The 21,503-nt window shown below is 62.3% G+C and carries 29 protein-coding genes and 1 tRNA gene; 4 read left to right on the forward strand and 26 right to left on the reverse strand.

Features of this window, described 5'->3' with window-relative positions; translation table 11 throughout:
* On the forward strand, positions 1-413 hold a 413-nt coding region (locus VFF99_RS16270), incomplete at its 5' end, for a UbiX family flavin prenyltransferase (protein WP_325019713.1).
* Positions 414-475: 62 nt separating this feature from the next.
* Here VFF99_RS16270 and VFF99_RS16275 read toward each other — a convergent pair.
* The 6 genes from VFF99_RS16275 to petA all read right to left on the reverse strand — a co-directional run bounded on the left by VFF99_RS16275 (position 476) and on the right by petA (position 4,622).
* Positions 476-551: transfer RNA gene (locus VFF99_RS16275), tRNA-Thr, on the reverse strand.
* Positions 552-576: 25 nt separating this feature from the next.
* Complete coding sequence (locus VFF99_RS16280; RefSeq protein WP_325019715.1) at positions 577-1,062, reverse strand: ClpXP protease specificity-enhancing factor; 486 nt, start codon at positions 1,060-1,062, stop codon at positions 577-579.
* Between the two features lie 58 nt (positions 1,063-1,120).
* Entirely contained in the window at positions 1,121-1,732 is a 612-nt protein-coding gene (locus VFF99_RS16285) for a glutathione S-transferase N-terminal domain-containing protein (protein ID WP_325019717.1), read from the reverse strand.
* 87 nt (positions 1,733-1,819) lie between these two features.
* Entirely contained in the window at positions 1,820-2,584 is a 765-nt protein-coding gene (locus VFF99_RS16290) for a cytochrome c1 (RefSeq protein ID WP_325019719.1), read from the reverse strand.
* Between the two features lie 23 nt (positions 2,585-2,607).
* On the reverse strand, positions 2,608-4,011 hold the full coding sequence (locus tag VFF99_RS16295) for a cytochrome bc complex cytochrome b subunit (protein WP_325019721.1): 1,404 nt from the start codon (positions 4,009-4,011) through the stop codon (positions 2,608-2,610).
* A gap of 2 nt (positions 4,012-4,013) precedes the next feature.
* The gene (petA, locus tag VFF99_RS16300) at positions 4,014-4,622 is read right to left on the reverse strand and encodes a ubiquinol-cytochrome c reductase iron-sulfur subunit (protein WP_325019723.1); all 609 of its coding nucleotides are present in this window, start codon (positions 4,620-4,622) and stop codon (positions 4,014-4,016) included.
* A 250-nt stretch (positions 4,623-4,872) separates the two neighbouring features.
* Here petA and mscL point away from each other — a divergent pair, with 250 nt between their 5' ends.
* The gene (gene mscL, locus VFF99_RS16305; RefSeq protein WP_325019725.1) at positions 4,873-5,292 is read left to right on the forward strand and encodes a large conductance mechanosensitive channel protein MscL; all 420 of its coding nucleotides are present in this window, start codon (positions 4,873-4,875) and stop codon (positions 5,290-5,292) included.
* On the opposite strand, the gene VFF99_RS16310 is transcribed toward mscL, so the two are convergent.
* Both VFF99_RS16310 and VFF99_RS16315 read right to left on the reverse strand, forming a co-directional pair.
* Entirely contained in the window at positions 5,293-6,000 is a 708-nt protein-coding gene (locus VFF99_RS16310; RefSeq protein ID WP_325019727.1) for a response regulator transcription factor, read from the reverse strand.
* Positions 6,001-6,079: 79 nt separating this feature from the next.
* The gene (locus tag VFF99_RS16315; RefSeq protein ID WP_325019728.1) at positions 6,080-6,847 is read right to left on the reverse strand and encodes a Nif3-like dinuclear metal center hexameric protein; all 768 of its coding nucleotides are present in this window, start codon (positions 6,845-6,847) and stop codon (positions 6,080-6,082) included.
* Between the two features lie 12 nt (positions 6,848-6,859).
* Here VFF99_RS16315 and VFF99_RS16320 point away from each other — a divergent pair, with 12 nt between their 5' ends.
* Both VFF99_RS16320 and VFF99_RS16325 read left to right on the forward strand, forming a co-directional pair.
* The gene (locus VFF99_RS16320) at positions 6,860-8,008 is read left to right on the forward strand and encodes a Do family serine endopeptidase (RefSeq protein ID WP_325019731.1); all 1,149 of its coding nucleotides are present in this window, start codon (positions 6,860-6,862) and stop codon (positions 8,006-8,008) included.
* Between the two features lie 26 nt (positions 8,009-8,034).
* Positions 8,035-8,706 (forward strand): DUF2461 domain-containing protein, encoded by a 672-nt coding sequence (locus tag VFF99_RS16325; RefSeq protein WP_325019733.1) that lies wholly within the window; start codon positions 8,035-8,037, stop codon positions 8,704-8,706.
* Between the two features lie 4 nt (positions 8,707-8,710).
* Here VFF99_RS16325 and tatC read toward each other — a convergent pair whose 3' ends face one another.
* The 18 genes from tatC to VFF99_RS16415 all read right to left on the reverse strand — a co-directional run bounded on the left by tatC (position 8,711) and on the right by VFF99_RS16415 (position 21,402).
* Entirely contained in the window at positions 8,711-9,469 is a 759-nt protein-coding gene (gene tatC / locus VFF99_RS16330) for a twin-arginine translocase subunit TatC (protein ID WP_325019735.1), read from the reverse strand.
* Positions 9,469-9,954, reverse strand: a complete 486-nt coding sequence (gene tatB / locus VFF99_RS16335; RefSeq protein ID WP_325019737.1) for a Sec-independent protein translocase protein TatB — start codon at positions 9,952-9,954, stop codon at positions 9,469-9,471. Before tatB ends, tatC begins: the two co-directional genes overlap by 1 nt.
* 61 nt (positions 9,955-10,015) lie before the next feature.
* Positions 10,016-10,216 carry a Sec-independent protein translocase subunit TatA gene (gene tatA / locus VFF99_RS16340; protein ID WP_325019739.1) on the reverse strand — a complete coding sequence of 67 codons (201 nt, stop codon included), beginning with the start codon at positions 10,214-10,216 and terminating at the stop codon, positions 10,016-10,018.
* 51 nt (positions 10,217-10,267) lie between these two features.
* Positions 10,268-10,639 (reverse strand): histidine triad nucleotide-binding protein, encoded by a 372-nt coding sequence (locus VFF99_RS16345; RefSeq protein ID WP_325019741.1) that lies wholly within the window; start codon positions 10,637-10,639, stop codon positions 10,268-10,270.
* A 41-nt stretch (positions 10,640-10,680) separates the two neighbouring features.
* Positions 10,681-11,031 carry a phosphoribosyl-ATP diphosphatase gene (locus VFF99_RS16350; RefSeq protein ID WP_325019743.1) on the reverse strand — a complete coding sequence of 117 codons (351 nt, stop codon included), beginning with the start codon at positions 11,029-11,031 and terminating at the stop codon, positions 10,681-10,683.
* Between the two features lie 29 nt (positions 11,032-11,060).
* Complete coding sequence (gene hisI / locus VFF99_RS16355; RefSeq protein ID WP_325019745.1) at positions 11,061-11,465, reverse strand: phosphoribosyl-AMP cyclohydrolase; 405 nt, start codon at positions 11,463-11,465, stop codon at positions 11,061-11,063.
* The gene (hisF, locus tag VFF99_RS16360) at positions 11,462-12,226 is read right to left on the reverse strand and encodes an imidazole glycerol phosphate synthase subunit HisF (RefSeq protein WP_325019747.1); all 765 of its coding nucleotides are present in this window, start codon (positions 12,224-12,226) and stop codon (positions 11,462-11,464) included. The genes hisI and hisF overlap by 4 nt, the downstream gene beginning before the upstream one ends.
* Positions 12,226-13,014, reverse strand: a complete 789-nt coding sequence (gene hisA / locus VFF99_RS16365) for a 1-(5-phosphoribosyl)-5-[(5-phosphoribosylamino)methylideneamino]imidazole-4-carboxamide isomerase (RefSeq protein ID WP_325019749.1) — start codon at positions 13,012-13,014, stop codon at positions 12,226-12,228. The genes hisF and hisA overlap by 1 nt, the downstream gene beginning before the upstream one ends.
* Before the next feature lie 52 nt (positions 13,015-13,066).
* The gene (gene hisH / locus VFF99_RS16370; RefSeq protein ID WP_325019751.1) at positions 13,067-13,705 is read right to left on the reverse strand and encodes an imidazole glycerol phosphate synthase subunit HisH; all 639 of its coding nucleotides are present in this window, start codon (positions 13,703-13,705) and stop codon (positions 13,067-13,069) included.
* A gap of 36 nt (positions 13,706-13,741) precedes the next feature.
* Positions 13,742-14,338 (reverse strand): imidazoleglycerol-phosphate dehydratase HisB, encoded by a 597-nt coding sequence (gene hisB, locus VFF99_RS16375; RefSeq protein WP_325019753.1) that lies wholly within the window; start codon positions 14,336-14,338, stop codon positions 13,742-13,744.
* Between the two features lie 15 nt (positions 14,339-14,353).
* Positions 14,354-15,442, reverse strand: a complete 1,089-nt coding sequence (gene hisC / locus VFF99_RS16380) for a histidinol-phosphate transaminase (RefSeq protein ID WP_325019755.1) — start codon at positions 15,440-15,442, stop codon at positions 14,354-14,356.
* Positions 15,443-15,452: 10 nt separating this feature from the next.
* Positions 15,453-16,229 carry a site-specific DNA-methyltransferase gene (locus VFF99_RS16385; protein ID WP_325019757.1) on the reverse strand — a complete coding sequence of 259 codons (777 nt, stop codon included), beginning with the start codon at positions 16,227-16,229 and terminating at the stop codon, positions 15,453-15,455.
* A gap of 25 nt (positions 16,230-16,254) precedes the next feature.
* Positions 16,255-17,568: a histidinol dehydrogenase gene (gene hisD / locus VFF99_RS16390; RefSeq protein ID WP_325019758.1), complete on the reverse strand. Its 1,314-nt coding sequence runs from the start codon at positions 17,566-17,568 to the stop codon at positions 16,255-16,257.
* 4 nt (positions 17,569-17,572) lie between these two features.
* Positions 17,573-18,223, reverse strand: a complete 651-nt coding sequence (gene hisG, locus VFF99_RS16395; protein WP_325019805.1) for an ATP phosphoribosyltransferase — start codon at positions 18,221-18,223, stop codon at positions 17,573-17,575.
* Positions 18,223-19,473: a UDP-N-acetylglucosamine 1-carboxyvinyltransferase gene (murA, locus tag VFF99_RS16400; protein WP_325019760.1), complete on the reverse strand. Its 1,251-nt coding sequence runs from the start codon at positions 19,471-19,473 to the stop codon at positions 18,223-18,225. The genes hisG and murA overlap by 1 nt, the downstream gene beginning before the upstream one ends.
* A gap of 16 nt (positions 19,474-19,489) precedes the next feature.
* Positions 19,490-19,729 carry a BolA family protein gene (locus VFF99_RS16405; protein WP_325019762.1) on the reverse strand — a complete coding sequence of 80 codons (240 nt, stop codon included), beginning with the start codon at positions 19,727-19,729 and terminating at the stop codon, positions 19,490-19,492.
* A 9-nt stretch (positions 19,730-19,738) separates the two neighbouring features.
* The gene (locus VFF99_RS16410; RefSeq protein WP_325019764.1) at positions 19,739-20,494 is read right to left on the reverse strand and encodes an ABC transporter permease; all 756 of its coding nucleotides are present in this window, start codon (positions 20,492-20,494) and stop codon (positions 19,739-19,741) included.
* The gene (locus VFF99_RS16415) at positions 20,491-21,402 is read right to left on the reverse strand and encodes an ABC transporter ATP-binding protein (RefSeq protein WP_325019765.1); all 912 of its coding nucleotides are present in this window, start codon (positions 21,400-21,402) and stop codon (positions 20,491-20,493) included. Before VFF99_RS16415 ends, VFF99_RS16410 begins: the two co-directional genes overlap by 4 nt.
* Positions 21,403-21,503: the final 101 nt, after the last annotated feature.

The raw sequence follows: 21,503 nt of genomic DNA on the forward strand, positions 1-21,503 counted from the left end.
TCGAAGCGCTGGCGCACGTGGTACACAACGTGCGCGATATCGGTGCCTCGATCGCAAGCGGTTCGTTCCAGTCCGATGGGATGGTGATTGCGCCTTGCTCGATGAAGACACTCGCGGGCATCGCGCACGGACTGTCGGACAACCTGATCACGCGCGCTGCCGACGTCGTGCTCAAGGAACGGCGCCGCCTGGTGCTGATGGTGCGTGAAACACCCTTCAACCTTGCCCATCTGCGCAACATGACGGCAGTGACTGAAATGGGCGGCATCATCTTTCCGCCCCTTCCCGGTTTCTACCAGCGTCCGAAGACGATCGAGGAAATGGTGGATCACACGGTCGGCCGGGTGCTCGACCTGTTCTCCATTCCCCATGCGCTTACGCCGCGCTGGAACGGCCTGAAAGGCGACGTCTGAGCTTCACCTGCGCGCCATGAAACAAAAAGCCCACGATCATCGCTGATCGTGGGCTTTTTAATTGGTGCCGGCTGCAGGACTCGAACCCGCCACCTGATGATTACAAATCAACTGCTCTACCAGATGAGCTAAGCCGGCGAAACTGAAAGTCCCGTATTGTACTTTATTTGATTCGGGTTAGCGTCGGACGTCCGCCTTTTTTTGGCCCGTCGCCGTTATCGTCGGGTCCGCTCCCTGCGTCGTGGTCGGCGGAGCTCTCCGGTGTTGGCGGAACTGCCGCGAGCGCCGGGCCGTTGGGCTTTTCTTCGACGGGACTTTCGCCATCCTGCTGAGCTGCGGGCGTCACCTCGAAAGCCATTCCCTGGCCGTTTTCGCGCGCGTAGATGGCGACGACATTGTCGACCGGAATCGAGATCTCGCGCGAGACACCACCGAACCGGGCGTGGAAATTGATGAAATCGTTGTCCATCTTCAAGCCGCTGGTCGCGGTGAAGCTGATATTCAGGACGATTTCGCCATTCTTGACGAACTCGCGCGGCACCAGCGTGCGGGCATCGACCGCGGCTGCGAGATAAGGCGTGTAGCCGTTGTCTGTGCACCATTCGTAGATGGCGCGCAGGAGATAGGGCTTGGTCGAGATTTCAGACATGGTTTCCGGTCTGGAATAGGATCGGCGCCGGCGAAAAATGCGCGCCAGCGCCAACCCCTTAACGACGCATGACCTTTTCGGACGGCGTCAGTGCTTCAATGTAAGCGGGACGGGAAAAAATCCGCTCCGCATATTTCATCAGAGGCGCGGCAGTCTTCGATAGTTCGATGCCGTAGTGGTCGAGGCGCCACAGCAAGGGTGCGATCGCGACATCGAGCATGGAAAACTCGTCGCCCAGCATGTACTTGTTCTTGATGAACAGCGGCGCCAGCGTCGTCAGGCGGTCGCGGATTTCCGCGCGTGCCTTTTCATGCGTCTTGTCGGCGGCCTTGGACTTGTCGTTTTCCAGCGCGTGAACGTGGACAAACAATTCCTTTTCGAAATTGAACAGCATCAGGCGGGCGCGGGCGCGCATCAACGGGTCGGCAGGCATCAGTTGCGGATGCGGAAAACGCTCGTCGATATATTCGTTGATGATGTTCGACTCGTACAGGATCAGGTCGCGCTCGACCAGGATCGGCACCTGTCCGTACGGATTCATCACCGAGATGTCTTCCGGCTTGTTGAACAGGTCGACGTCGCGGATCTCGAAATCCATGCCTTTCTCGAACAGCACGAGGCGGCAGCGTTGCGAAAATGGGCAGGTTGTGCCCGAGTAGAGAACCATCATGTTGTAGTTCCTTAGAAACAAAAGGGTGAGACCAGGTACGGCTCACCCCAAATCAATTGCCCGCAGCGTACGCTGCGGGCCTAGGCCTTACTTGATTTCTTTCCAGTACGACTTGTTCAGCAGCCATGCGAGGAGCATGAAGCCGCCGAGGAAGAGCAGGACGATCACGCCGAGACGCTTGCGCTTGTTCTGCGCAGGCTCACCCATCCACTCCAGGTAGGCGACGAGGTCGGCGGTGGCGTTGTCGAAGTCGGTGCCGGACAGCTTGCCCGGCTTGATCTGCTCAAAGCCGGCAAACTTGTGCACCGTCTTGCTGGCGTCGTGCGGGTCCTTCTCCTCAACAAACTTCGCGGCGCGGACGCCTTGCAGTTCCCACATCACGTGCGGCATGCCGACGTTCGGGAAAACCAGGTTGTTCCAGCCGGTCGGACGGGTGTCGTCCTTGTAGAAGGTACGCAGATAGGTGTACAGCCAGTCCGGGCCGGAACCCTCGCCGGATGCCTTCGCACGCGCGATGACCGAGAGATCCGGCGGAACGGCGCCGAACCACTCCTTGGCATCCTTCGCCGCCATCGACACCTTCATCAGGTCGCCGACCTTCTCGCCGGTGAACAGCAGGTTGTTCCTGATCTGCTCTTCGGTCAGGCCGATGTCGGTCAGGCGGTTGTAGCGCATGGCCGACGCCGAATGGCAGTTCAGGCAGTAGTTGACGAACAGCTTGGCGCCGTTCTGCAGGGACGCGAGGTCCTGGGTGCGGTTAGGCGCCTGATCCAGCGGGAAGGTTGCTTCACTGGCGAAGGCAACCGCCGGAACGAATGCCAGGACCGCAATCAGTTTTTTCAACAAGTTCATGGTTCTTATATCCCTTTTGCGGCTTAGTGCGGGTGGAACGTGACACGGTCAGGCACGGCCTTGAACTGGCCCATCCTGCTCCACCACGGCATCAGCAGGAAGAAGCCGAAGTAGATGAAGGTGCAGACCTGCGCGACCGCGGTACCGACCGGGGTCGGGGCCTGGACGCCGAGGTAGCCGAGGATCACGAACGCGATGCCGAACACCAGGTAGATGTAGCCGTGGCCAGCCGGACGATAGCGGATGGACTTCACCGGGGAATGGTCGAGCCAGGGCAGGCCGGCCAGGATGAGCACGGAAACGCCCATCAGCACGACGCCCCAGAACTTCGCGTCGAACACGAACATGCCGATCAACGCCGCGATGGAGACGATCAGGATGCCGGTCTTGGTCGAACCGCTGAGCTTGGACTTCAGCATGATCAGTGCGACATACGCAACCAGGCCGATCGCCAGGTACAGCATGAACTCCGAGGTGGTCGCACGCAGGATCGAGTAGAACGGCGTGAAGTACCAGACCGGCGCGATGTGCGGCGGCGTCTTCAGCGGGTCGGCCGGGATGAAGTTGTTGTACTCGAGGAAGTAACCGCCCATCTCCGGTGCGAAGAACACGATGGCGCTGAACACGATCAGGAAGACCGCGGCAACGAACACGTCGTGCACCGTGTAGTACGGATGGAAGGGGATGCCGTCGAGCGGAACGCCGTTGGAGTCGGTCTTTTCCTTGATTTCCACGCCGTCCGGGTTGTTCGAGCCCACTTCGTGCAGGGCAACGATGTGTGCGACGACCAGGCCCAGCAGCACCAGCGGAATGGCGATCACGTGGAAGGAGAAGAAGCGGTTCAGTGTTGCATCGGAAACGACGTAGTCGCCACGGATCCACAGCGACAGGTCCGGACCGATGAACGGGATGGCGCCGAACAGGTTCACGATCACCTGCGCGCCCCAGTAGGACATCTGTCCCCACGGGAGCAGGTAGCCGAAGAAGGCTTCTGCCATCAGCATCAGGAAGATGCCCACGCCGAACAGCCACACCAGCTCGCGCGGCTTGCGGTAGGAACCGTAGAGCAGGCCGCGCAGCATGTGCAGGTAGACGACGATGAAGAAGGCGGATGCGCCGGTGGAGTGCATGTAGCGCACCAGCCAGCCCCAAGGCACGTCGCGCATGATGTACTCGACGGAAGCGAACGCGAGGTTGGCGTCCGGCTTGTAGTGCATCACGAGGAAGATACCGGTGACGATCTGGATCACCAGCACCAGCAGCGCCAGCGAACCGAAGGCATACCAGTAGTTGAAGTTCTTCGGCGCGTAGTACTCGGACAGGTGCGCCTTCCAGGTCGACGAAACCGGGAAGCGGGCGTCGAACCAGTTCAGGGTCTTGGCGGACAGCGGCGCGTCAGCGGGAAGCTTTTTCTCTTGAAATGCCATGGTTATGCTTCGCCTTTCTCGTCTTTACCGATGATCAGCTTGGTATCGCTCAGGTACATGTGCGGCGGGACTTCGAGGTTGTCCGGTGCCGGCTTGTTCTTGAAGACGCGGCCGGCGAGGTCGAAGGTGGAACCGTGGCACGGGCAAAGGAAGCCGCCTGCCCAGTCGTCCGGCAGGGAAGGCTGCGCGCCCGGCTGCAGCTTGGTGGTCGGCGAGCAGCCGAGGTGCGAGCAGATGCCGACGGCAACCAGGATTTCCGGCTTGCGCGAACGGTAGGCATTGCGCGCGTACTCCGGCGTCAGTTCGTTCGGGTTGCGCTCGGACTTGGGATCGGCGACCTGGCCTTCGGTCTTCGCCAGCGACTCGACCATCTGCGGGGAGCGCTTCAGGATCCAGACCGGCTTGCCGCGCCACTCGACCGTCATCATTTCTCCCGGTGCCAGAGCGGCGATGTCAACTTCAACCGGTGCGCCGGCGGCCTTGGCCCGCTCGGACGGCTGGAAGGTCGACACAAAGGCCCCCGCTGTGGCCAACCCGGCCACACCACCCGCCGCGCATGTCGCGACGAGCAAGCCACGTCGACCGGAATCGACCTGCTTTTCGTTACTCATACCAACCCCAATCAGTGAAAAAGCGAAAATCTGTAGGAAAGTTCAGCAACCTTAGATTATAACTGACGGGACATTCGTTTTAAAGTGAATATGCAAGGCCGGGCGCGACTTCCGGGAACTTTTTCGTGCAATTCCATACACCCGCCGCAAGGGGGCCGGAAAAGTCGATGAAACTCTGTCATAGTCGCGGGGCCGGTTGCCTGACAGGCGCGCCGGCTTGCGTTTTCAACAACAAGAAGGGAGTGAATCGATGGGCATGCTGCAGGATTTCAGATCGTTTGCGATCAAGGGGAATGTGATCGACCTTGCCGTCGGCGTGATCATCGGCAGCGCGTTTGCGAAGATCGTCGATTCGATGGTGCAGGACCTGATCATGCCGCTCGCCGGCAAATTGCTGGGCGGGCTGGATTTCTCGAACTACTACCTGCCCCTGAACAACCAGGGAACCCACCTTGCCCTGGCCGAGGCGAAGAAGGCAGGCGCCGTATTCGCGTACGGCAGCTTCATCACCATCCTGCTGAACTTCATCATCCTGGCGTTCATCATCTTCCAGATGGTGCGCACCCTGAACAAGGCAAAGAGGTCCGAACCGGCGCAAGCGTCCGAGCCCGCCCCCACGGCGGAAGAGATCCTGCTCCTGCGGGAAATCCGGGATTCGCTGAAGAAGTAATCAGCTGCGCTTGCCGGGCGGCCGGCCGAGCTGCAGCAGGCCGCGGCGATGCGCCTCGTACACGGCCTCGCCGCGGGAATGGACGGAGAGCTTGCCGTAGATGTTCTTGATGTGAGTCTGGACGGTGCCGACTGAGACGGACAGCATTTTCGCCACTTCGCCATAGCTCTCGCCCTGGGCGATCAGGTCCAGGATCGCCGCCTCGCGCCTGGTCAGGCTGGTGGTGTCGCTGGCCGGGGAGGATTGCGGCACCGCGGGCTTCTTGTTGTCGCGCACCTTGGCCAGCACCATGCGGGCGATCGCCGGGCTCATTGGCGCGCCGCCGGCGCGCAGGTCGAGCACGGCGCGCGCAATGTCCAGCTTGCCGGCATCCTTGAGGACGTAGCCGGAGGCGCCGGCCTCGATGCAGGCGAGCACGTTGGCCTCGTCGCTGGACATGGTCACGACCATGATGTCGGTGGCTGGATGGCGGCGCGCGCAGGCATGGATGATGTCGATGCCGGAGCCGTCGGGCAGCCCGAGGTCGGTCATCAGGACATCGGGTGAGGATGATTCGAGAAAGTCGAGCGCGGGCTTGACGCTGTCGAAAGCGTCGAGCAGCTTCAAGCCGGGGTCGGATTCAATCGCCAGGCATAGCGCTTTTCGCGTCACGGCGTCGTCTTCGACGACCAGAACGCCCACCGGATCGCGCGATGTTTCTTGGAGCATGTCAATTCCCTCACTTGGAGTAATGATACCTTGTCCGTCGATGAATGAGGGTAACCGGCAATCTAATAGCTGAAATCCTCTATACGGGGTTGGTGATGTCAATAAAGCGGTGTTCGATGCCGAATTCTTGCGCCAGGTGCTCTCCCAGGGCCTGCACGCCGAAGCGTTCCGTGGCGTGGTGCCCGCACGCGAGATAGGCCGCTCCTGCTTCGCGCGCGAGGTGAACGGTCGGTTCGGAAATCTCGCCGCTCAGATAGACGGAAGCGCCGGCCGCGATGGCATCGCCGAGCATGCCCTGGGCCGCACCGGTGCACCAGGCAATCCGTCCAAGCTTCTGCGCCGGGTCGCCAATGAGCAGCGGAGCACGCCCCAGGCGCTCTTCAATGTCCTTTGCCAGGCCGCCCACCGTGCCCAGGCCGGCGTCTGCCGGCACCCCGAGCCAACCCAGGTCGTTCTCGCCGAAGCGTCCGTCCGGCACCAGGCCGAGCCGCCTGGCCAACTGCACGTTGTTCCCGAACTCGGGATGCGCGTCGAGCGGCAGATGATAAGCAAACAAGCTGATATCCTGACCCAGTAGCAGCTTGAGCCGCCGCTGCTTCGGGCCGACCACGCGGGCGTCCTCCCCGCGCCAGAAGTAGCCGTGATGCACGAGGATGGCATCGGCGCCCTCGTGCGCGGCGGCCTCCAGCAGGGCCAGACTGGCCGTTACGCCGGTGACGAGTTTAGTGATAGAGGCACGGCCTTCCACCTGCAGTCCATTTGGGCAATAGTCGCGAAAGCGGTTAATATCGAGCGTTTGCTCAAGATATTTTGCAAATTCGTCCCTGTTTATTGATCCACGGTTCATTTCCTCACCTCTATGCAACGTCTCTGGCTTCTGTTTGCGCAAACCGTCACGGTCGGCCTGGCAATCTGGTTCATTGTAACGACCCTGAAGCCGGAGTGGGCCGCGGGCAGCCGCACGTCGCGGGTTGCTTCGCCGGTGGCGATGGTGGAAGCGCCGGCCGGGGCCAGTCCCGCGCAGAGTTCATATCGCGAGGCGGCGCGGGTTGCCATGCCGGCGGTCGTGAATATCTTTACCACCAAGGGCGCGCGCCAGCCGAAGACGCCGTTCATGGACGATCCCCTGTTCCGCCGCTTCTTCGGTGAACAGGAAGACCGCCAGTTCAGCCTGGGTTCGGGCGTGGTGGTGAGCCCGGAAGGCTACGTCCTCACCAACAACCATGTGATCGAGACCGCCGACGAAATCGAGATCGCGCTGGCTGACGGACGCAAGGCCGTGGCAAAGGTGGTGGGTACCGATCCGGAAACCGACCTCGCCGTCGTCAAGATCAATCTGCAGAACCTCCCTTCCATCACGCTGGGCCATGCGGACGAGGCCAAGGTCGGCGATGTGGTGCTGGCCATCGGCAATCCGTTCGGCGTCGGCCAGACGGTGACGATGGGGATCATTTCCGCGCTGGGTCGCAACCATCTCGGGATCAACACCTTCGAAAACTTCATTCAGACCGATGCGGCGATCAACCCGGGCAATTCGGGCGGCGCGCTGATCGACGTGAGCGGCAATCTGCTCGGCATCAATACCGCTATCTACTCCCGCAGCGGCGGCTCGCTGGGCATCGGCTTCGCCATCCCGGTGACGACGGTGAAGACAGTGATGGAATCCATCATCAGCACCGGACAGGTGGTGCGCGGATGGATCGGCGTGGAGCCGCAGGACATCACGCCTGAACTCGCCGAGAGCTTCGGGCTGGCCAAGAAATCCGGCGCCATCATTGCCGGCGTGCTCAAGGGCGGCCCGGCCGACCGCGCGGGCATGCGTCCCGGCGACATCCTCATGGCCGTGGAAGGCAAACCGGTGAGCGACACGACCGACATGCTGAACCTGATCGCCCAGCTCACGCCGGGCAACAAGGCAAGGATGACGGTGTTGCGCAAGGGGCAGGAGGCGACCGTCGAAGTCGTGGTCGGCAAGCGCCCCCGTCCGCGCCGCGAAGACCAGGAATAACTCTTACGTTTGGCGGAGCCTTTCGCATGCACACGCGCGACCTGATCCAGTTTCTTTCCGAGCTTTCCGAAAACAATAACCGCGCGTGGTTCGTGATGAACAAGCCGCGCTACGACATCCTGCGCGCCGAGTTCCTCGAACTGGTCACGCAGCTGATCGCCGGCATCAGCAAGTTCGACCCTGCCGTGGCGGGATGCAACCCGAAGAAAGCCCTGTTCCGCATCAACCGGGACATGCGCTTTTCCAAGGACAAGAGCCCGTACAAGACAACGTTTTCCGCCGCCATCACCGCCAGCGGTCTGAAAAAGCCGAGCCAGGGCGGCGGCCCGGCCTACTATTTCCATATCGATGCCAACGGCGTGCTGCTGGTTGCGGGGGGCGAGTACATGCCGCCTGCGCCGCGGCTCAAGGCGATTCGCGAGCATGTGATTGCCGATGCGGCGGGATTCGGCAAGGTGCTGAGGAACAAGGCGCTGAAGCAGCGCTTCGGCGACCTCCAGGACGAAGGCAAGCTGGTGCGGCCGCCGAAAGGCTTCGACGCCGATCTCCCGCACATCGAGTACATCAAGATGAAGAGCTTCATCGTGTGGACGGAAACCGGCATCAGAAAGAAAGTGCCGGCCGACCTGGGCAAGGAAGTCCTTGCCGGCTTCAAGGATGCTTATCCCCTGGTAGCCTGGCTGCGCCAGGCGACATGAGGTTTCAGGCGGTTTCTTCGGGCGCGCGCGTGGCGCGCGCAAAGATCGGCGCCAGGATCAGCCCGAGTTCGTACAGCAGGCACAGCGGGATCGCGAGCAGCAGCTGGCTGACGACATCCGGCGGCGTGACGATGGCGGCGATGACGAATGCACCAACGATCATGTACGGACGGAATTCCTTCAGCTTCTCCACCGTCACAATGCCCATGCGCACCAGGACGATGACGACGATCGGCACCTCGAAGGTAATGCCGAACGCAATGAACATCGTCATCACGAAACTGAAGTAGCTCTCGATATCCGGCGCCACCGACACCGATTGCGGCGCGAACTGGTTCACGAACTGGAATACCGTGCCGAACACGAAGTAATAGCAGAACGCCACGCCGATCAGGAACAGCAGCGACGACGAGATGACCAGCGGTGCGATCAGCTTTTTCTCGTGCTCATAAAGGCCGGGGGCGACGAACGCCCACGCCTGGTACAGGACCACCGGCAAGGCAATCAGGAAGGCAACCAGCAGGGTGACCTTCACCGGGATCAGGAAAGGCGTGATGACGCCGGTGGCAATCATCTTGCTCCCGGCCGGCAGCGCGGACATCATCGGTTGCGCAAGCACGTCGTAGATCTTGCCCGCGAAGGGCATCAGGCCCAGGAACACGAGCAGTACCGCGGTGAGCGCCTTCACGAGGCGGTTGCGCAGCTCCACGAGGTGCGAGACGAAGGTTTCTCCCGCGGGAGTCGAGTTTTGGTCGTCGGTCATCAGTGGAAGGACGCGGGGGTCTTGCGGGCGCCGGCAGGGCGGTACTTCGCGACGCGGGCGGCGCCGGAAATCACGCGGGTCCTGCGACCGTTCTGTTTCTTGTACCAGGCGGGAATGGCGGAATTGCGAGCCAGCTTCTTCTTGCGGAAGTCCTTGGCCTTGACCGCCATCTGGCTGGGCTCCTCCCCGGGCTCGAGCAAGGGATTGCGCAGGGCTTCCTGCACGTCCGACTCCAGCTCGGCGAGGTTGGAAGTGATGGTCTGTTCGACGTCGGTGGCCGCTTCCTGCATTTCCTTCTGCATCTTGCGCAGCTCTTCCAGTTCGATCTCGCGGCTGACTTCCGCCTTCACGTCGCTGATGTAGCGCTGCGCGCGGCCGAACAGGGTGCCGGCCATGCGGGCCACCTTCGGCAGGCGCTCCGGCCCGACGACGACCAGCGCGACAACGCCGATCAAAGCGAGTTTGGAAAGGCCGAGATCAATCATGACGAAAAGACAAGCAGGAGGGCACGCGGCGCATCAGCCGCGCGATGCGGGACAGCGGACATCAGCTCTTCTTTTCCTTGGCGTCGACGTCGATGGCGGACTTGTCGGCCGCGGACTTTTCTTCATCGCCCTTGACGCCATCCTTGAAGCCCTTGACGGCCTTGCCGAGGTCGGAGCCGATGTTGCCGAGCTTCTTGGTACCGAAGATCAACACGACGACGACCAGCACGATCAGCCAGTGCCAAATGCTAAACGAACCCATTACTTTCTCCTAAGCGGACGCGAACGTCCTTCAAACATCAAATTAACTGCTTTATCGCTGCCCGCGCCACGGACGCGGACCGCCAATTACGTGCAAATGGAGATGGTACACCTCCTGACCGCCGTCCGGACCGGTATTGAACAGCGTCTTGAAACCGCCGCTGCCGGTGCCGCCATCGACTGCCTGGTAACCGCAGCCCTGCTCCTGCGCGATCTTCGGCGCGAGCAGCATCATCTTGCTGAGCAGCGCCGCGTGGCTTTCATCGCAGTCGGCCAGCGTCGGAACATGCAGTTTCGGCACGATCAGGACATGCACCGGCGCGGCCGGATTGATGTCATGAAAGGCGATGACGTCGTCGTCCTCGTAGACGGCCTTGGTCGGAATCTGCTTCGAAGCGATTTTGCAAAAGATGCAGTTTGTCATGGCTTTCCCGTCGATGGATCAAAGAATTTTCATCAATTGCGTCAATCCGGCTTGCCCGACTCGCGACTGGCCTTTTCCTCGATACCAGAGAGTCCTTCCCGGCGGGCAAGTTCCCTGAGGACATCGTCTGCGCTCAAACCGAATTGCGACAGCAGGATCATCGAGTGGAACCACAGGTCGGCGCATTCGTACACCAGCTTGGCCGCATCGCCGCCGGCGCGCGCATCCTTGGCGGCCATCACAGTCTCGGTGGCCTCCTCGCCGATCTTCTTGAGGATGGCGTCGTCGCCCTTGCTGAACAAACGGGCAACATAAGACTTGTCGATGTCACCGCCGTTCGCAGGCTTGCGGGACTCGATGACATCGGCCAGGCGTTTCAGGATTTCACTCATGGTCAGGTCGGGCAGCGCCCGCCGCAGGGTTATTTGTAGATGCTTTCCGGGTCTTTCAGCACCGGGTCGACCGCTTGCCAGTCGCCCTTGTCGGCACTGCCCTCGAATTTCTGGAAGAAGCAGGAGTGGCGGCCGGTATGGCAGGCGATGCTGCCTGACTGCTCCACCTTCAGCAGCACCACATCTTCGTCGCAGTCGAGGCGGATTTCGTGCACTTTCTGCACGTGGCCGGACTCTTCACCCTTGTGCCACAGTTTCTTGCGGGAGCGGCTCCAGTACACGGCCTCGCCCAGCTCGACTGTTTTCGCGAGCGCGTCGCGGTTCATCCAGGCGAACATCAGCACATCATTGCTGCCGACTTCCTGGGCGATCACCGGCACCAGCCCGTGCTCGTCCCATTTCACCTTGTTCAGCCATTTGGAGGCAGCGCTCATGCAAGCCTCATCGGGATGCCTTGTCCGGCCATGAAATGCTTGGCTTCCTGCACCGTATGCTGGCCGTAATGGAAGATGCTGGCCGCAAGCACGGCATCGGCCTTTCCGACCTTGATGCCATCGGCCAGATCCTGCAGGCCGCCCACGCCGCCCGAGGCAATGACGGGAATCGACACGGCGTCGGAGACGGCGCGCGTCAGTTCAAGGTCGAAACCGCTCTTGGTGCCGTCGCGGTCCATGCTGGTGAGGAGGATTTCACCTACGCCGAGGCTTTCCATTTTCTTCGCCCATTCGACGACGTCGAGGCCGGTCGCTTTGCGGCCGCCGTGGGTAAAGACTTCCCAGCCGCCCTGCGCGCCCCTCTTGGCATCGATCGCGACGACGATGCATTGCGAGCCGAATTTATGCGCGGCTTCCTGCACCATCTGCGGGTTGGCCACCGCGGTGCTGTTGACGCTGATCTTGTCGGCGCCGGCATTGAGCAGGCGGCGCACGTCGTCGACGGTGCGCACGCCGCCGCCGACGGTCAGCGGGATGAATACCTGCGAGGCCACTTCCTCGATGATGTGCAGGATCAGGTCGCGGCCGTCGGAGGTCGCGGTGATGTCGAGGAAGGTGATTTCATCGGCCCCCTGCTCGTCATAGCGCCGCGCGATCTCGACCGGGTCGCCGGCGTCGCGCAGTTCGACGAAATTGACGCCCTTGACCACACGGCCGTTGGTCACGTCCAGGCAGGGGATGATGCGTTTTGCAAGGCTCATTACTCTTCTTCCGCCTCTTCTTCGAGGCCGCTGAGTTCGTCAGCGCGTTGTTGCCCGGCACGCAGGTCGAGCGTGCCCTCGTAGATGGAACGGCCGCAGATCACGCCTTCGATGCCTTCGTCCTGCACCGCGCACAGCGCTTCCACGTCCTTGATGTTGTGCACGCCGCCGGAGGCGATGATGGGGATCTGGACGCTCTGCGCCAGCTTCACGGTGGCCTCGATGTTCACCCCGCCCATCATGCCGTCGCGGCCGATGTCGGTGTAGACAATGGCTTCGCAGCCGTAGTCTTCGAACTTCTTTGCCAGGTCGATCACTTCATGGCCGGACAGCTTGCTCCAGCCGTCGGTCGCCACCTTGCCATCCTTGGCGTCGAGGCCGACGATGATCTGGCCCGGGAAGGCGCTGCATGCATCGTGCAGGAAACCCGGGTTCTTCACCGCGGCGGTGCCGATGATGATGTAGGACAGGCCGTCGTCGAGGAAACGCTCGATGGTGTCGAGGTCGCGGATGCCGCCGCCCAGCTGCACCGGGATCTCGTCGACATCGTTCTCGAGCGCGAACTCGCGCACCGCCTGGATGATCGACTTGACCGCGGGTTCGTTCTTCGGCTTGCCGGCGAACGCGCCGTTCAGGTCCACCAGGTGCAATCGTCGCGCACCTTGCGCCAGCCAGTGTCGCGCCATCTGTCCCGGGTCGTCCGAGAACACGGTGGCTTGGTCCATATCGCCCTGTTTCAGGCGCACGCAATGACCGTCCTTGAGGTCGATGGCAGGTATGAGCAGCATGGCTACATTAGGTGGATGTGGTTGGGGTCAAGGGTTGAGTGAACAATAACGACTACGGATTCCAGTCTACAAAGTTCTTGTACAGGCGCAAACCTGCCGCGGCACTTTTTTCCGGATGAAACTGGGTAGCAAAAATATTGTCTTTTGCCACGGCGCACGCGAACGGGGCACCGTAGACGGTCTCGCCGGCAATGTTCTGTGGATCGGCGGGAACCGCGTAATAGCTGTGCACGAAGTAGAAATAACTGTTGTCGGCAATGCCATTCCACAGCGGATGGGACAATGTCTGTTTCACACGGTTCCAGCCCATCTGGGGTACCTTGAAGCGCGAGCCGTCTTCCTGCACGAGGCCGTCCAGGCGGAAGCGCACCACTTTGCCGGGCAGCAAACCGATGCCGGGGGTATCGCCCTCCTCGCTCCGCTCGAACAGCAGCTGCTCGCCGACGCATACGCCGAGCATGGGTTTGGTCCGGGTCGACTCGACCACGGCTTCCTGCAATCCGGATTCACGCAGGCAGCGCATGCAATCGGGCATGGCGCCCTGCCCGGGCAGGACGAGGCGGTCGGCCGACTTGATGTCCGCCAGCTCGCCGGAAATGCGCACGTCCGCTTCCGGCGCGGCATGGCGAAGGGCTTGCGCAACGGAGCGCAGGTTGCCCATGCCGTAATCCACTACAACAATCTTTTTCATGGCTGAAATGAGGTTGTCAGTCCGCGCCGCGCGCGGTTACAGACTGCCTTTCGTCGAAGGTATGGTCCCTGCCGCGCGCGGGTCGAGTTCGGCGGCCATGCGCAATGCGCGGCCGAAGGCCTTGAACACGGTTTCGCACTGGTGGTGCGCGTTCTCGCCGCGCAAGTTGTCGATATGCAGGGACACCAGGGCATGGTTCACGAAGCCCTGGAAGAATTCGTGGGTGAGGTCCACGTCGAAGGCGCCGATCATCGAGCGCTTGAACGGCACGTGGAACTCGAGGCCGGGACGGCCGGAGAAGTCGACCACGACGCGCGACAGCGCCTCGTCCAGGGGCACGTAGGCATGGCCATAGCGGCGGATGCCCTTCTTGTCGCCGATGGCCTTGGCAAAGGCCTGGCCGAGCGTGATGCCCACGTCTTCGACGGTATGGTGCGCGTCGATATGCAAGTCGCCCTTGGCTTCGATGTCGAGGTCGATCAGGCCGTGGCGGGCGATCTGGTCGAGCATGTGGTCGAGGAAAGGGACGCCGGTGTTCAGCTTCTGCTGGCCGGTGCCGTCGAGGTTGATCGCAACGCGGATCTGCGTTTCGTTGGTATTGCGAGTGACCTCGGCAATGCGTGACGTGGACATGTTAAGTGGGTAAGGTTACAAAGCAAGCGATGCCTTCATGGCATCAAGGAATATCCGGTTCTCTTCCGGGGTGCTGACGGTCACCCGCAGGCAGTTTTCCAGCAATGGGTGCATTTTACCGACATTTTTGATCAAAACCTTACGGTCCAACAATGCGGTAAACAGTCCGTCGGCGCTGATTCGCGCGTTTTTCACCCGGATCAGCAGGAAATTCGCTGCCGAAGGGAAAACCTCGACACCCGGAAGCGCCGCCAGGTCAGCGCTGAGCTTGGTGCGCTCCCAGCGCAGGGAGGCGGCCTGCGCGTCCAGTACGTCGACGTGCTCCAGCACGAATTCGGCGGCGGCCTGGGTGAGCACGTTCACATTGTAAGGCGGGCGCACCTTGTCGAATTCGGCCAGCAGTTCGCTGCTGCAGGACATGTAGCCCAGCCGGATGCCGGCCAGGCCGAGCTTGGAGACGGTACGCATGACAACCAGGTTGGCGAAGTCCGGCAGGCGCGGCATGAAGGTGGACTGGGCGAAGGGCTGGTAGGCCTCGTCCACCACGACCACGCCGCTGTCGCCCACGGCGCGGATGATCTCCACCATGTCATCCGCGTCGAACAGATTCCCGGTCGGGTTATTCGGGTATGCGAGATAAGTGATCGCTGGCTTATGCTTTGCGATGGCATCCAGCATCGCGGCCTTGTCGAGGGTGAAGTCCGGCTTGAGCGGGACGCCGACGAATTCCAGTCCGGCGAACTTTGCCGACATCGCATACATCACGAATCCCGGCGTCGGCGCCAGCACTTTCGCGCCCGGCTTCGCGCAGGCGACCGACACGAGGGTGATCAGTTCGTCGGAACCGTTGCCGAGGATGACATCGTATCCTGGCGGCACACCGAGCCCGGCACAGATCTTCGCCTTGAGTTCGGTATAGGACGGCACCGGGTAACGGTTCAGCGCGACTTCCGAGAGGCGGCGGCCGAGCGCCTCCCGCAGTGTCTGCGGCAGCACGTAGGGGTTCTCCATCGCATCCAGCTTGGTGAAGCCGCCGGCGTCGGGCACATGGTAGGCGGAAAGTGCGCGTACCTCGGGGCGGATGATGTTTTCGATCAGGGACATGTTTTCGCTTTCAGGCGGCTTCGGGCTCGGGCTTGTCCACCTCGGCCAGACGGTTTTCGATCAATGTGCAGTAGTCGGGATTCAACTCGAACCCGATGTAATTCCTTCCGCAGCGCTTGGCGGCCACGGCCGTCGTGCCGCTGCCCATGAAAGGGTCCAGCACGACGCCGCCGGGCGGGCAGGACGCCTTCAGCATGCGCTCCACGATCTCCAGCGGCTTCTGCGTCGGATGGTCGGCGCGCTCGCGGTGCTCGCGGTGCAGGCGCGACACGCTCCAGACATCCTTCGGGTTGTAGCCGATCTCCAGCCACTTGGCGCCGACGAAAATCGAGCGGGAGCGCGCCTTCTTGGTTTCCGCGTCGTAGGGAATGCGCACCGCGTCCAGGTCGAAATAGTAATCCTTCGCCTTCACGAAAAAGCCGATGGTGTCATGCACCGACGAAAATTTGCGGGTGCTGCCGCCCATCGAGGGCACGCGGCGATCCCAAATGATTTCGTTGACCATCGTCATGCGCTTTTTCAGCATCACGAAGATTTCCGGCGAGTAGCGCCAGGTCAGGAAAATGTACAGGCTGCCGTTGGGCTTGAGCTTGGGCAGCGCGGCGTCGACCCATTGCTCGGTCCAGTGCAAGTAAGCCTCCGCGTCGAGCTTGTCGGAATCGTTGCCGTAGTCCTTGCCGAGTCCATACGGCGGGTCGGCGATCAGCAGGTCGACGCTGCCGTCAGGAATCCGGGCAAAGCCGTGCAAGGCATCTTCGCAATAGACGCGGTTGAGCCACGCAGTCACGGCTTCACCTGAAGGGCGGCGCCTTTCATTTCAACCGGTACTCCGCCGATCCTGCGTGCGCCTGCAAGCCTTCGCCGTAGGCAAGCTCGGCGGCCACCTTGCCGAGGGTGCGCGCTCCGGCTTCGCTCACGTGGATGATGCTCGAACGCTTCTGGAAGTCGTACACGCCGAGCGGCGACGAGAAGCGCGCCGTGCGGGAGGTCGGCAGCACGTGGTTCGGCCCGGCGCAATAGTCGCCCAACGATTCGGAAGAAAAGCGGCCGAGGAACATCGCGCCTGCATGCCGGACCTTGTCGGCCCACTGCTGCGGGTTCTCGGCAGAGATTTCGAGGTGCTCCGCAGCGATCAGGTTGGCGATCTCGCAGGCCTCGTCCATGTCGCGCACCTTCACCATCGCGCCGCGGTTGACGAGCGAGGTGCGGATCACATCCTTGCGCGGCATGGCATCCAATTGGCGGTTGATGCTGGTCTCGACCTTCTCGATGTAGGCGGCATCCGGGCAGACGAGGATGGACTGCGCCAGTTCGTCGTGCTCAGCCTGCGAGAACAGGTCCATCGCCACCCAGTCGGGATCGGTGCTGCCGTCACAGACCACGAGGATCTCCGACGGGCCGGCAATCATGTCGATGCCGACGATGCCGAACACGCGGCGCTTGGCGGCGGCGACATAGGCATTGCCGGGGCCGACGATCTTGTCAACCTGGGGAATGCTTGCCGTTCCGTATGCCAGCGCGCCGACTGCTTGCGCACCGCCGATGGTGAACACGCGGTCCACGCCGGCGATCGCCGCGGCGGCCAGCACCAGGGCATTCTTCACGCCGCTTGGCGTGGGGACGACCATGATGACTTCCTGCACGCCGGCGACCTTGGCCGGAATGGCGTTCATCAGCACGGACGAAGGATACGCCGCCTTGCCGCCCGGGACATAGATGCCGACGCGGTCGAGCGGCGTGACTTTCTGGCCGAGCACCGTGCCGTCCGCCTCGGTGTAGGTAAAGCCGTCGCCGCCGGTCTCGATCTTCTGGCGTTCGTGATAGGTGCACACACGGTCGGCAGCGACCTGCAGCGCGTGGCGGCGTTCGGGCGTCAGGCTCTCGAGCGCGGCCTGCAACTCCGCACGGCCGATCTCGAGGCCGGCGACGCTGCTTGCGTCCAGCTTGTCGAAACGGTTGGTGTACTCGAGCACGGCGGCATCGCCGCGCGCCTTCACGTCAGCCAGGATCTGCGCAGCGGCGCGATCGATCGCTTCGTCTTCGCTCGCCTCGAATGCGAGCACGGCGGAGAGCTGTGCCTTGAAATCCGGCTGGGTGGAATCGAGTTTGCGAATCTGGATCGTCATGGTCTTATTCCGCTTTCGATGCCTTTTCGAAGGCTTCCAGGATGGGCTGCAGGCGGTCGCGCTTGAGCTTGAGCGCAGCCTGGTTCACCACCAGGCGCGAAGAGATGTCCATGATGTGCTCGACTTCCACCAGGTTGTTCGCGCGCAGGGTGCTGCCGGTGCTGACGAGGTCGACGATGGCGTCGGAAAGGCCGACCAGCGGCCCCAGCTCCATCGAGCCGTACAGCTTGATCAGGTCGACGTGCACACCCTTGGCGGCGAAATGTTCGCGCGCGCATTTCACGTACTTGGTGACGACCCGCAGGCGGGCGCCCTGTCGTACCGCGCTCGCGTAATCGAAGCCCGCCGGCACGGCGACCGAGAGGCGGCATTTGGCGATGTTGAGGTCGATCGGCTGGTACAGCCCTTCCCCGCCATGCTCCAGCAGCACATCCTTGCCGGCCACGCCGAAATCGGCGGCGCCGTACTGCACGTAGGTTGGTACGTCGGAGGCGCGCACGATGATCACGCGCACGTCCGGGTCGTTGGTCGGCAAGATCAGCTTGCGCGATTTCTCCGGATCTTCCGCGACCCTGATGCCTGCTGCCTGCAGCAGCGGCATGGTTTCTTCGAAGATGCGGCCCTTGGAGAGCGCGAGGGTAAGTTGCGGGCCCATCATTTCACCCGCTCGATGTTGGCGCCGACGGCGGAGAGCTTGACCTCCATGCGGTCGTAGCCGCGGTCGAGGTGATAGATGCGGTCGACCAGCGTCTGGCCCTCGGCGGCGAGGCCGGCAATGACCAGCGACGCCGAGGCGCGCAGGTCGGTGGCCATCACGGGCGCGCCGACCAGCTTTTCCACCCCCTGCACCACGGCGGTATGGCCATCGATATCGATCGCTGCGCCTAGGCGGTTCAGCTCCTGCACGTGCATGAAGCGGTTCTCGAAGATGGTCTCGGTGACGCGGCTGCTGCCGTCGGCAATGCAGTTGAGCGCCATGAACTGTGCCTGCATGTCGGTGGGGAAGCCGGGGTATTCGGTGGTGCGGAAGCTGACCGCCTTGGGACGGGCCGCCATCTGCACGCGGATCCAGTCGGCACCGGAAGTGAGAATGGCGCCGGCTTCGCGCAGCTTGTCGAGCGCCACGTCGAGGATGTCGCTGCGCGTCGCGCGCAGGGTCACATCGCCGCCTGCGGCAGCGACGGCACACAGGAAGGTGCCGGTTTCGATACGGTCCGGGATTACGTCATGCGAGGCGCCGTGCAACTTGTCGACGCCCTGCACCACGAGGCGGTCGGTGCCGATGCCCTCGATCTTCGCGCCCATTTGCACGAGCAGGTTCGCGAGGTCGGTCACTTCCGGCTCGCGCGCGGCGTTCTCCAGCACGGTCTCGCCTTCGGCCAGCACCGCCGCCATCAGCAGGTTTTCGGTGCCGGTGACGGTGATCATGTCGGTCACGATGCGCGTGCCCTTGAGCTTCTTCGCCTTCGCGTGGATGTAGCCGGCCTCGATGGCGATCTCGGCGCCCATCGCCTGCAAGCCCTTGATGTGCTGGTCGACCGGGCGGGAACCGATGGCGCAGCCGCCGGGCAGGGATACCTTGGCTTCGCCGAAGCGCGCCACGAGCGGGCCGAGCACAAGGATGGCCGCGCGCATGGTCTTCACCAGCTCGTACGGCGCCTCCAGTTTCTCGATCGCGTTGCCGGTGAGCGCCATGCGGTCGCCGTCCTCTTCGACACGCAGGCCCATCTGGCGCAGCAGCTTGAGCATGGTGTTGACGTCCTGCAGGTGCGGGACATTGGACAGCCGCACCGTGTCGGCGGTCAGCAGGCCGGCGCAGAGGATGGGCAGGGCGGCGTTCTTCGCACCGGAAATCGCGATTTCACCCGACAGGCGGTTGCCGCCGGTAATAAGCAGTTTATCCATTAAAGCAGTTTGTCCATTACTGTTGCTGGAATTCTTCAGGGGTCAGGGTTTTCATCGACAGCGCGTGGATTTCCTGGCGCATGCGGTCGCCGAGCGCCGCGTACACGATCTGGTGACGCTGGATCGGGCGCTTGCCGGCAAAGGCCGGTGACACGATCACGGCGCTGAAATGCTGGCCGTCGCCCTCCACTTCGAGGTGGGTGCATTCGAGGCCGGCGGCAATGTAGCTTTTGACAAGCTCGGGAGTGGGCAGCATGGTTATCCTTTAATGGCGCAGTTTGTACCCGGTCTTCAGCAGGCGGATGGCAAAGCCGGCAAGAAGCAGGAAAAAGACGCTGACGATGATGAAACTGGTCGATGGATCGACGTCGGACTGGCCGAAAAAGCCGTGACGGAAGCCATCAATCATATAAAAAAACGGGTTGAAGTGCGACACCGTTTGCCAGAACGGCGGCAGCGAGTGGATCGAATAGAACACGCCGGACAGGAAGGTTGCCGGCATGATCAGGAAGTTCTGGAACGCGGCCAGCTGGTCGAACTTTTCCGCCCAGATGCCGGCGATCAGGCCCATCGTGCCGAGGATGGCGGCGCCCAGCAAGGCGAAGATGACGATCCACCACGGCGCGTGGAAGGAGAGGTCGGCAGCCCACGCCGTCACGGCGAAGACGCCGGCGCCCACCGCAAGGCCGCGAATGACGGAAGCGAGCACGTACGCGCCGAACAATTCCCAGTGCGACAGCGGCGGCAGCAGCACGAACACGAGGTTGCCTGTGATCTTGGACTGGATGAGCGAGGAGGAGCTGTTCGCGAATGCGTTCTGCAGCACGCTCATCATCACCAGCCCGGGGATCAGAAAGGAGGAATACCGCACGTCGGGGTAGACCTGCACATGCTCTTCCAGCACGTGGCCGAAGATCAGCAGGTAGAGCATTGCCGTCAGGATGGGCGCGGTGATGGTCTGCATCGCGACCTTCCAGAAGCGCAGCACTTCCTTGTACAGCAGGGTCTGGAAGCCGGTCATTTCTCGCCCTCCATGATCTGGATGAAAACGTCTTCGAGGTCGGCCTGCTGCAGCTGCATGTCCTCGATCACGGCGCCGGCCTCGCGCAGGCGCGCCAGGATCGGCTCGACGTCCGTGTAGGCGTTGACGCGCAGCGTGTACTTGTTGCCGGCGATGAGCTCGTCGGGATGCGAAACGAGCGGCTTGAGCCCGTCGGGCAGCGCGCCCTTCGCCAGGCTGACCACCAGCTGCGAGCCGGAAATGCGCTTGATCAGCGCCGAGGTGGAATCGAGCGCCACCACCCTGCCCGCCTTGAGCATGGCGATGCGGTTGCACAGCGCCTGCGCCTCTTCCAGGTAATGCGTGGTCAGGACGATGGTGTGCCCCTCGCGGTTGAGGCGGGAGATGAACTTCCACAGCGTCTGGCGCAGCTCGACGTCGACGCCTGCCGTGGGCTCGTCGAGCACGATGACGGGGGGCTTGTGCACCAGCGCCTGCGCCACCAGCACGCGGCGCTTCATGCCGCCGGACAGCGCGCGCATGTTGGTGTCGGCCTTGTTGGTCAGATCGAGGTTGGCCATCACTTCGTCGATCCACTTGTCGTTGTTCTTCAGGCCGAAATAGCCGGACTGCATGCGCAGGGTTTCGCGCACGGTGAAGAAGGGATCGAATACCAGTTCCTGCGGCACCACCCCGAGACGCTTGCGCGCCTCGCGGTAGTCGCGCACCACATCGTGGCCGTGGATGGAAACGGAACCCGCATCGGCGCGGTTGAGTCCCGCGATGATCGAGATCAGGGTGGTCTTGCCCGCGCCGTTGGGACCGAGCAGACCGAAGAACTCGCCCTGCTCGACGGAGAGCGTCACGCCGCCAAGCGCCTGGAGCGACTTGTAGCGTTTTTCGACATTGACGATTTGGAGAGCAGCCATGCTGGCTTGATTATCTTGATAGGGCCGGCGGGGGATCGCGAAACGTCGCGATGCGAGCGGCGAAACCCTTGATTATATTGGATTTCCCGGCAGGAAGCCGG

Origin of the sequence: Noviherbaspirillum sp. (assembly GCF_035654295.1) — a bacterium.
Taxonomy (GTDB): domain Bacteria; phylum Pseudomonadota; class Gammaproteobacteria; order Burkholderiales; family Burkholderiaceae_D; genus Noviherbaspirillum.

Excerpts from the sequence above, each read along its gene's own strand:
- VFF99_RS16280 (WP_325019715.1), bottom strand. The coding sequence starts at position 1,062 with ATGTCTGAAATCTCGACCAAGCCCTATCTCCTGCGCGCCATCTACGAA.
- VFF99_RS16285 (WP_325019717.1), bottom strand. The coding sequence starts at position 1,732 with ATGATGGTTCTCTACTCGGGCACAACCTGCCCATTTTCGCAACGCTGC.
- VFF99_RS16290 (WP_325019719.1), bottom strand. The coding sequence starts at position 2,584 with ATGAACTTGTTGAAAAAACTGATTGCGGTCCTGGCATTCGTTCCGGCG.
- VFF99_RS16295 (WP_325019721.1), bottom strand. The coding sequence starts at position 4,011 with ATGGCATTTCAAGAGAAAAAGCTTCCCGCTGACGCGCCGCTGTCCGCC.
- petA (WP_325019723.1), bottom strand. The coding sequence starts at position 4,622 with ATGAGTAACGAAAAGCAGGTCGATTCCGGTCGACGTGGCTTGCTCGTC.
- mscL (WP_325019725.1), top strand. The coding sequence starts at position 4,873 with ATGGGCATGCTGCAGGATTTCAGATCGTTTGCGATCAAGGGGAATGTG.
- VFF99_RS16310 (WP_325019727.1), bottom strand. The coding sequence starts at position 6,000 with ATGCTCCAAGAAACATCGCGCGATCCGGTGGGCGTTCTGGTCGTCGAA.
- VFF99_RS16315 (WP_325019728.1), bottom strand. The coding sequence starts at position 6,847 with ATGAACCGTGGATCAATAAACAGGGACGAATTTGCAAAATATCTTGAG.
- VFF99_RS16320 (WP_325019731.1), top strand. The coding sequence starts at position 6,860 with ATGCAACGTCTCTGGCTTCTGTTTGCGCAAACCGTCACGGTCGGCCTG.
- VFF99_RS16325 (WP_325019733.1), top strand. The coding sequence starts at position 8,035 with ATGCACACGCGCGACCTGATCCAGTTTCTTTCCGAGCTTTCCGAAAAC.
- tatC (WP_325019735.1), bottom strand. The coding sequence starts at position 9,469 with ATGACCGACGACCAAAACTCGACTCCCGCGGGAGAAACCTTCGTCTCG.
- tatB (WP_325019737.1), bottom strand. The coding sequence starts at position 9,954 with ATGATTGATCTCGGCCTTTCCAAACTCGCTTTGATCGGCGTTGTCGCG.
- tatA (WP_325019739.1), bottom strand. The coding sequence starts at position 10,216 with ATGGGTTCGTTTAGCATTTGGCACTGGCTGATCGTGCTGGTCGTCGTC.
- VFF99_RS16345 (WP_325019741.1), bottom strand. The coding sequence starts at position 10,639 with ATGACAAACTGCATCTTTTGCAAAATCGCTTCGAAGCAGATTCCGACC.
- VFF99_RS16350 (WP_325019743.1), bottom strand. The coding sequence starts at position 11,031 with ATGAGTGAAATCCTGAAACGCCTGGCCGATGTCATCGAGTCCCGCAAG.
- hisI (WP_325019745.1), bottom strand. The coding sequence starts at position 11,465 with ATGAGCGCTGCCTCCAAATGGCTGAACAAGGTGAAATGGGACGAGCAC.
- hisF (WP_325019747.1), bottom strand. The coding sequence starts at position 12,226 with ATGAGCCTTGCAAAACGCATCATCCCCTGCCTGGACGTGACCAACGGC.
- hisA (WP_325019749.1), bottom strand. The coding sequence starts at position 13,014 with ATGCTGCTCATACCTGCCATCGACCTCAAGGACGGTCATTGCGTGCGC.
- hisH (WP_325019751.1), bottom strand. The coding sequence starts at position 13,705 with ATGAAAAAGATTGTTGTAGTGGATTACGGCATGGGCAACCTGCGCTCC.
- hisB (WP_325019753.1), bottom strand. The coding sequence starts at position 14,338 with ATGTCCACGTCACGCATTGCCGAGGTCACTCGCAATACCAACGAAACG.
- hisC (WP_325019755.1), bottom strand. The coding sequence starts at position 15,442 with ATGTCCCTGATCGAAAACATCATCCGCCCCGAGGTACGCGCACTTTCC.
- hisD (WP_325019758.1), bottom strand. The coding sequence starts at position 17,568 with ATGACGATCCAGATTCGCAAACTCGATTCCACCCAGCCGGATTTCAAG.
- hisG (WP_325019805.1), bottom strand. The coding sequence starts at position 18,223 with ATGGGCCCGCAACTTACCCTCGCGCTCTCCAAGGGCCGCATCTTCGAA.
- murA (WP_325019760.1), bottom strand. The coding sequence starts at position 19,473 with ATGGATAAACTGCTTATTACCGGCGGCAACCGCCTGTCGGGTGAAATC.
- VFF99_RS16405 (WP_325019762.1), bottom strand. The coding sequence starts at position 19,729 with ATGCTGCCCACTCCCGAGCTTGTCAAAAGCTACATTGCCGCCGGCCTC.
- VFF99_RS16410 (WP_325019764.1), bottom strand. The coding sequence starts at position 20,494 with ATGACCGGCTTCCAGACCCTGCTGTACAAGGAAGTGCTGCGCTTCTGG.
- VFF99_RS16415 (WP_325019765.1), bottom strand. The coding sequence starts at position 21,402 with ATGGCTGCTCTCCAAATCGTCAATGTCGAAAAACGCTACAAGTCGCTC.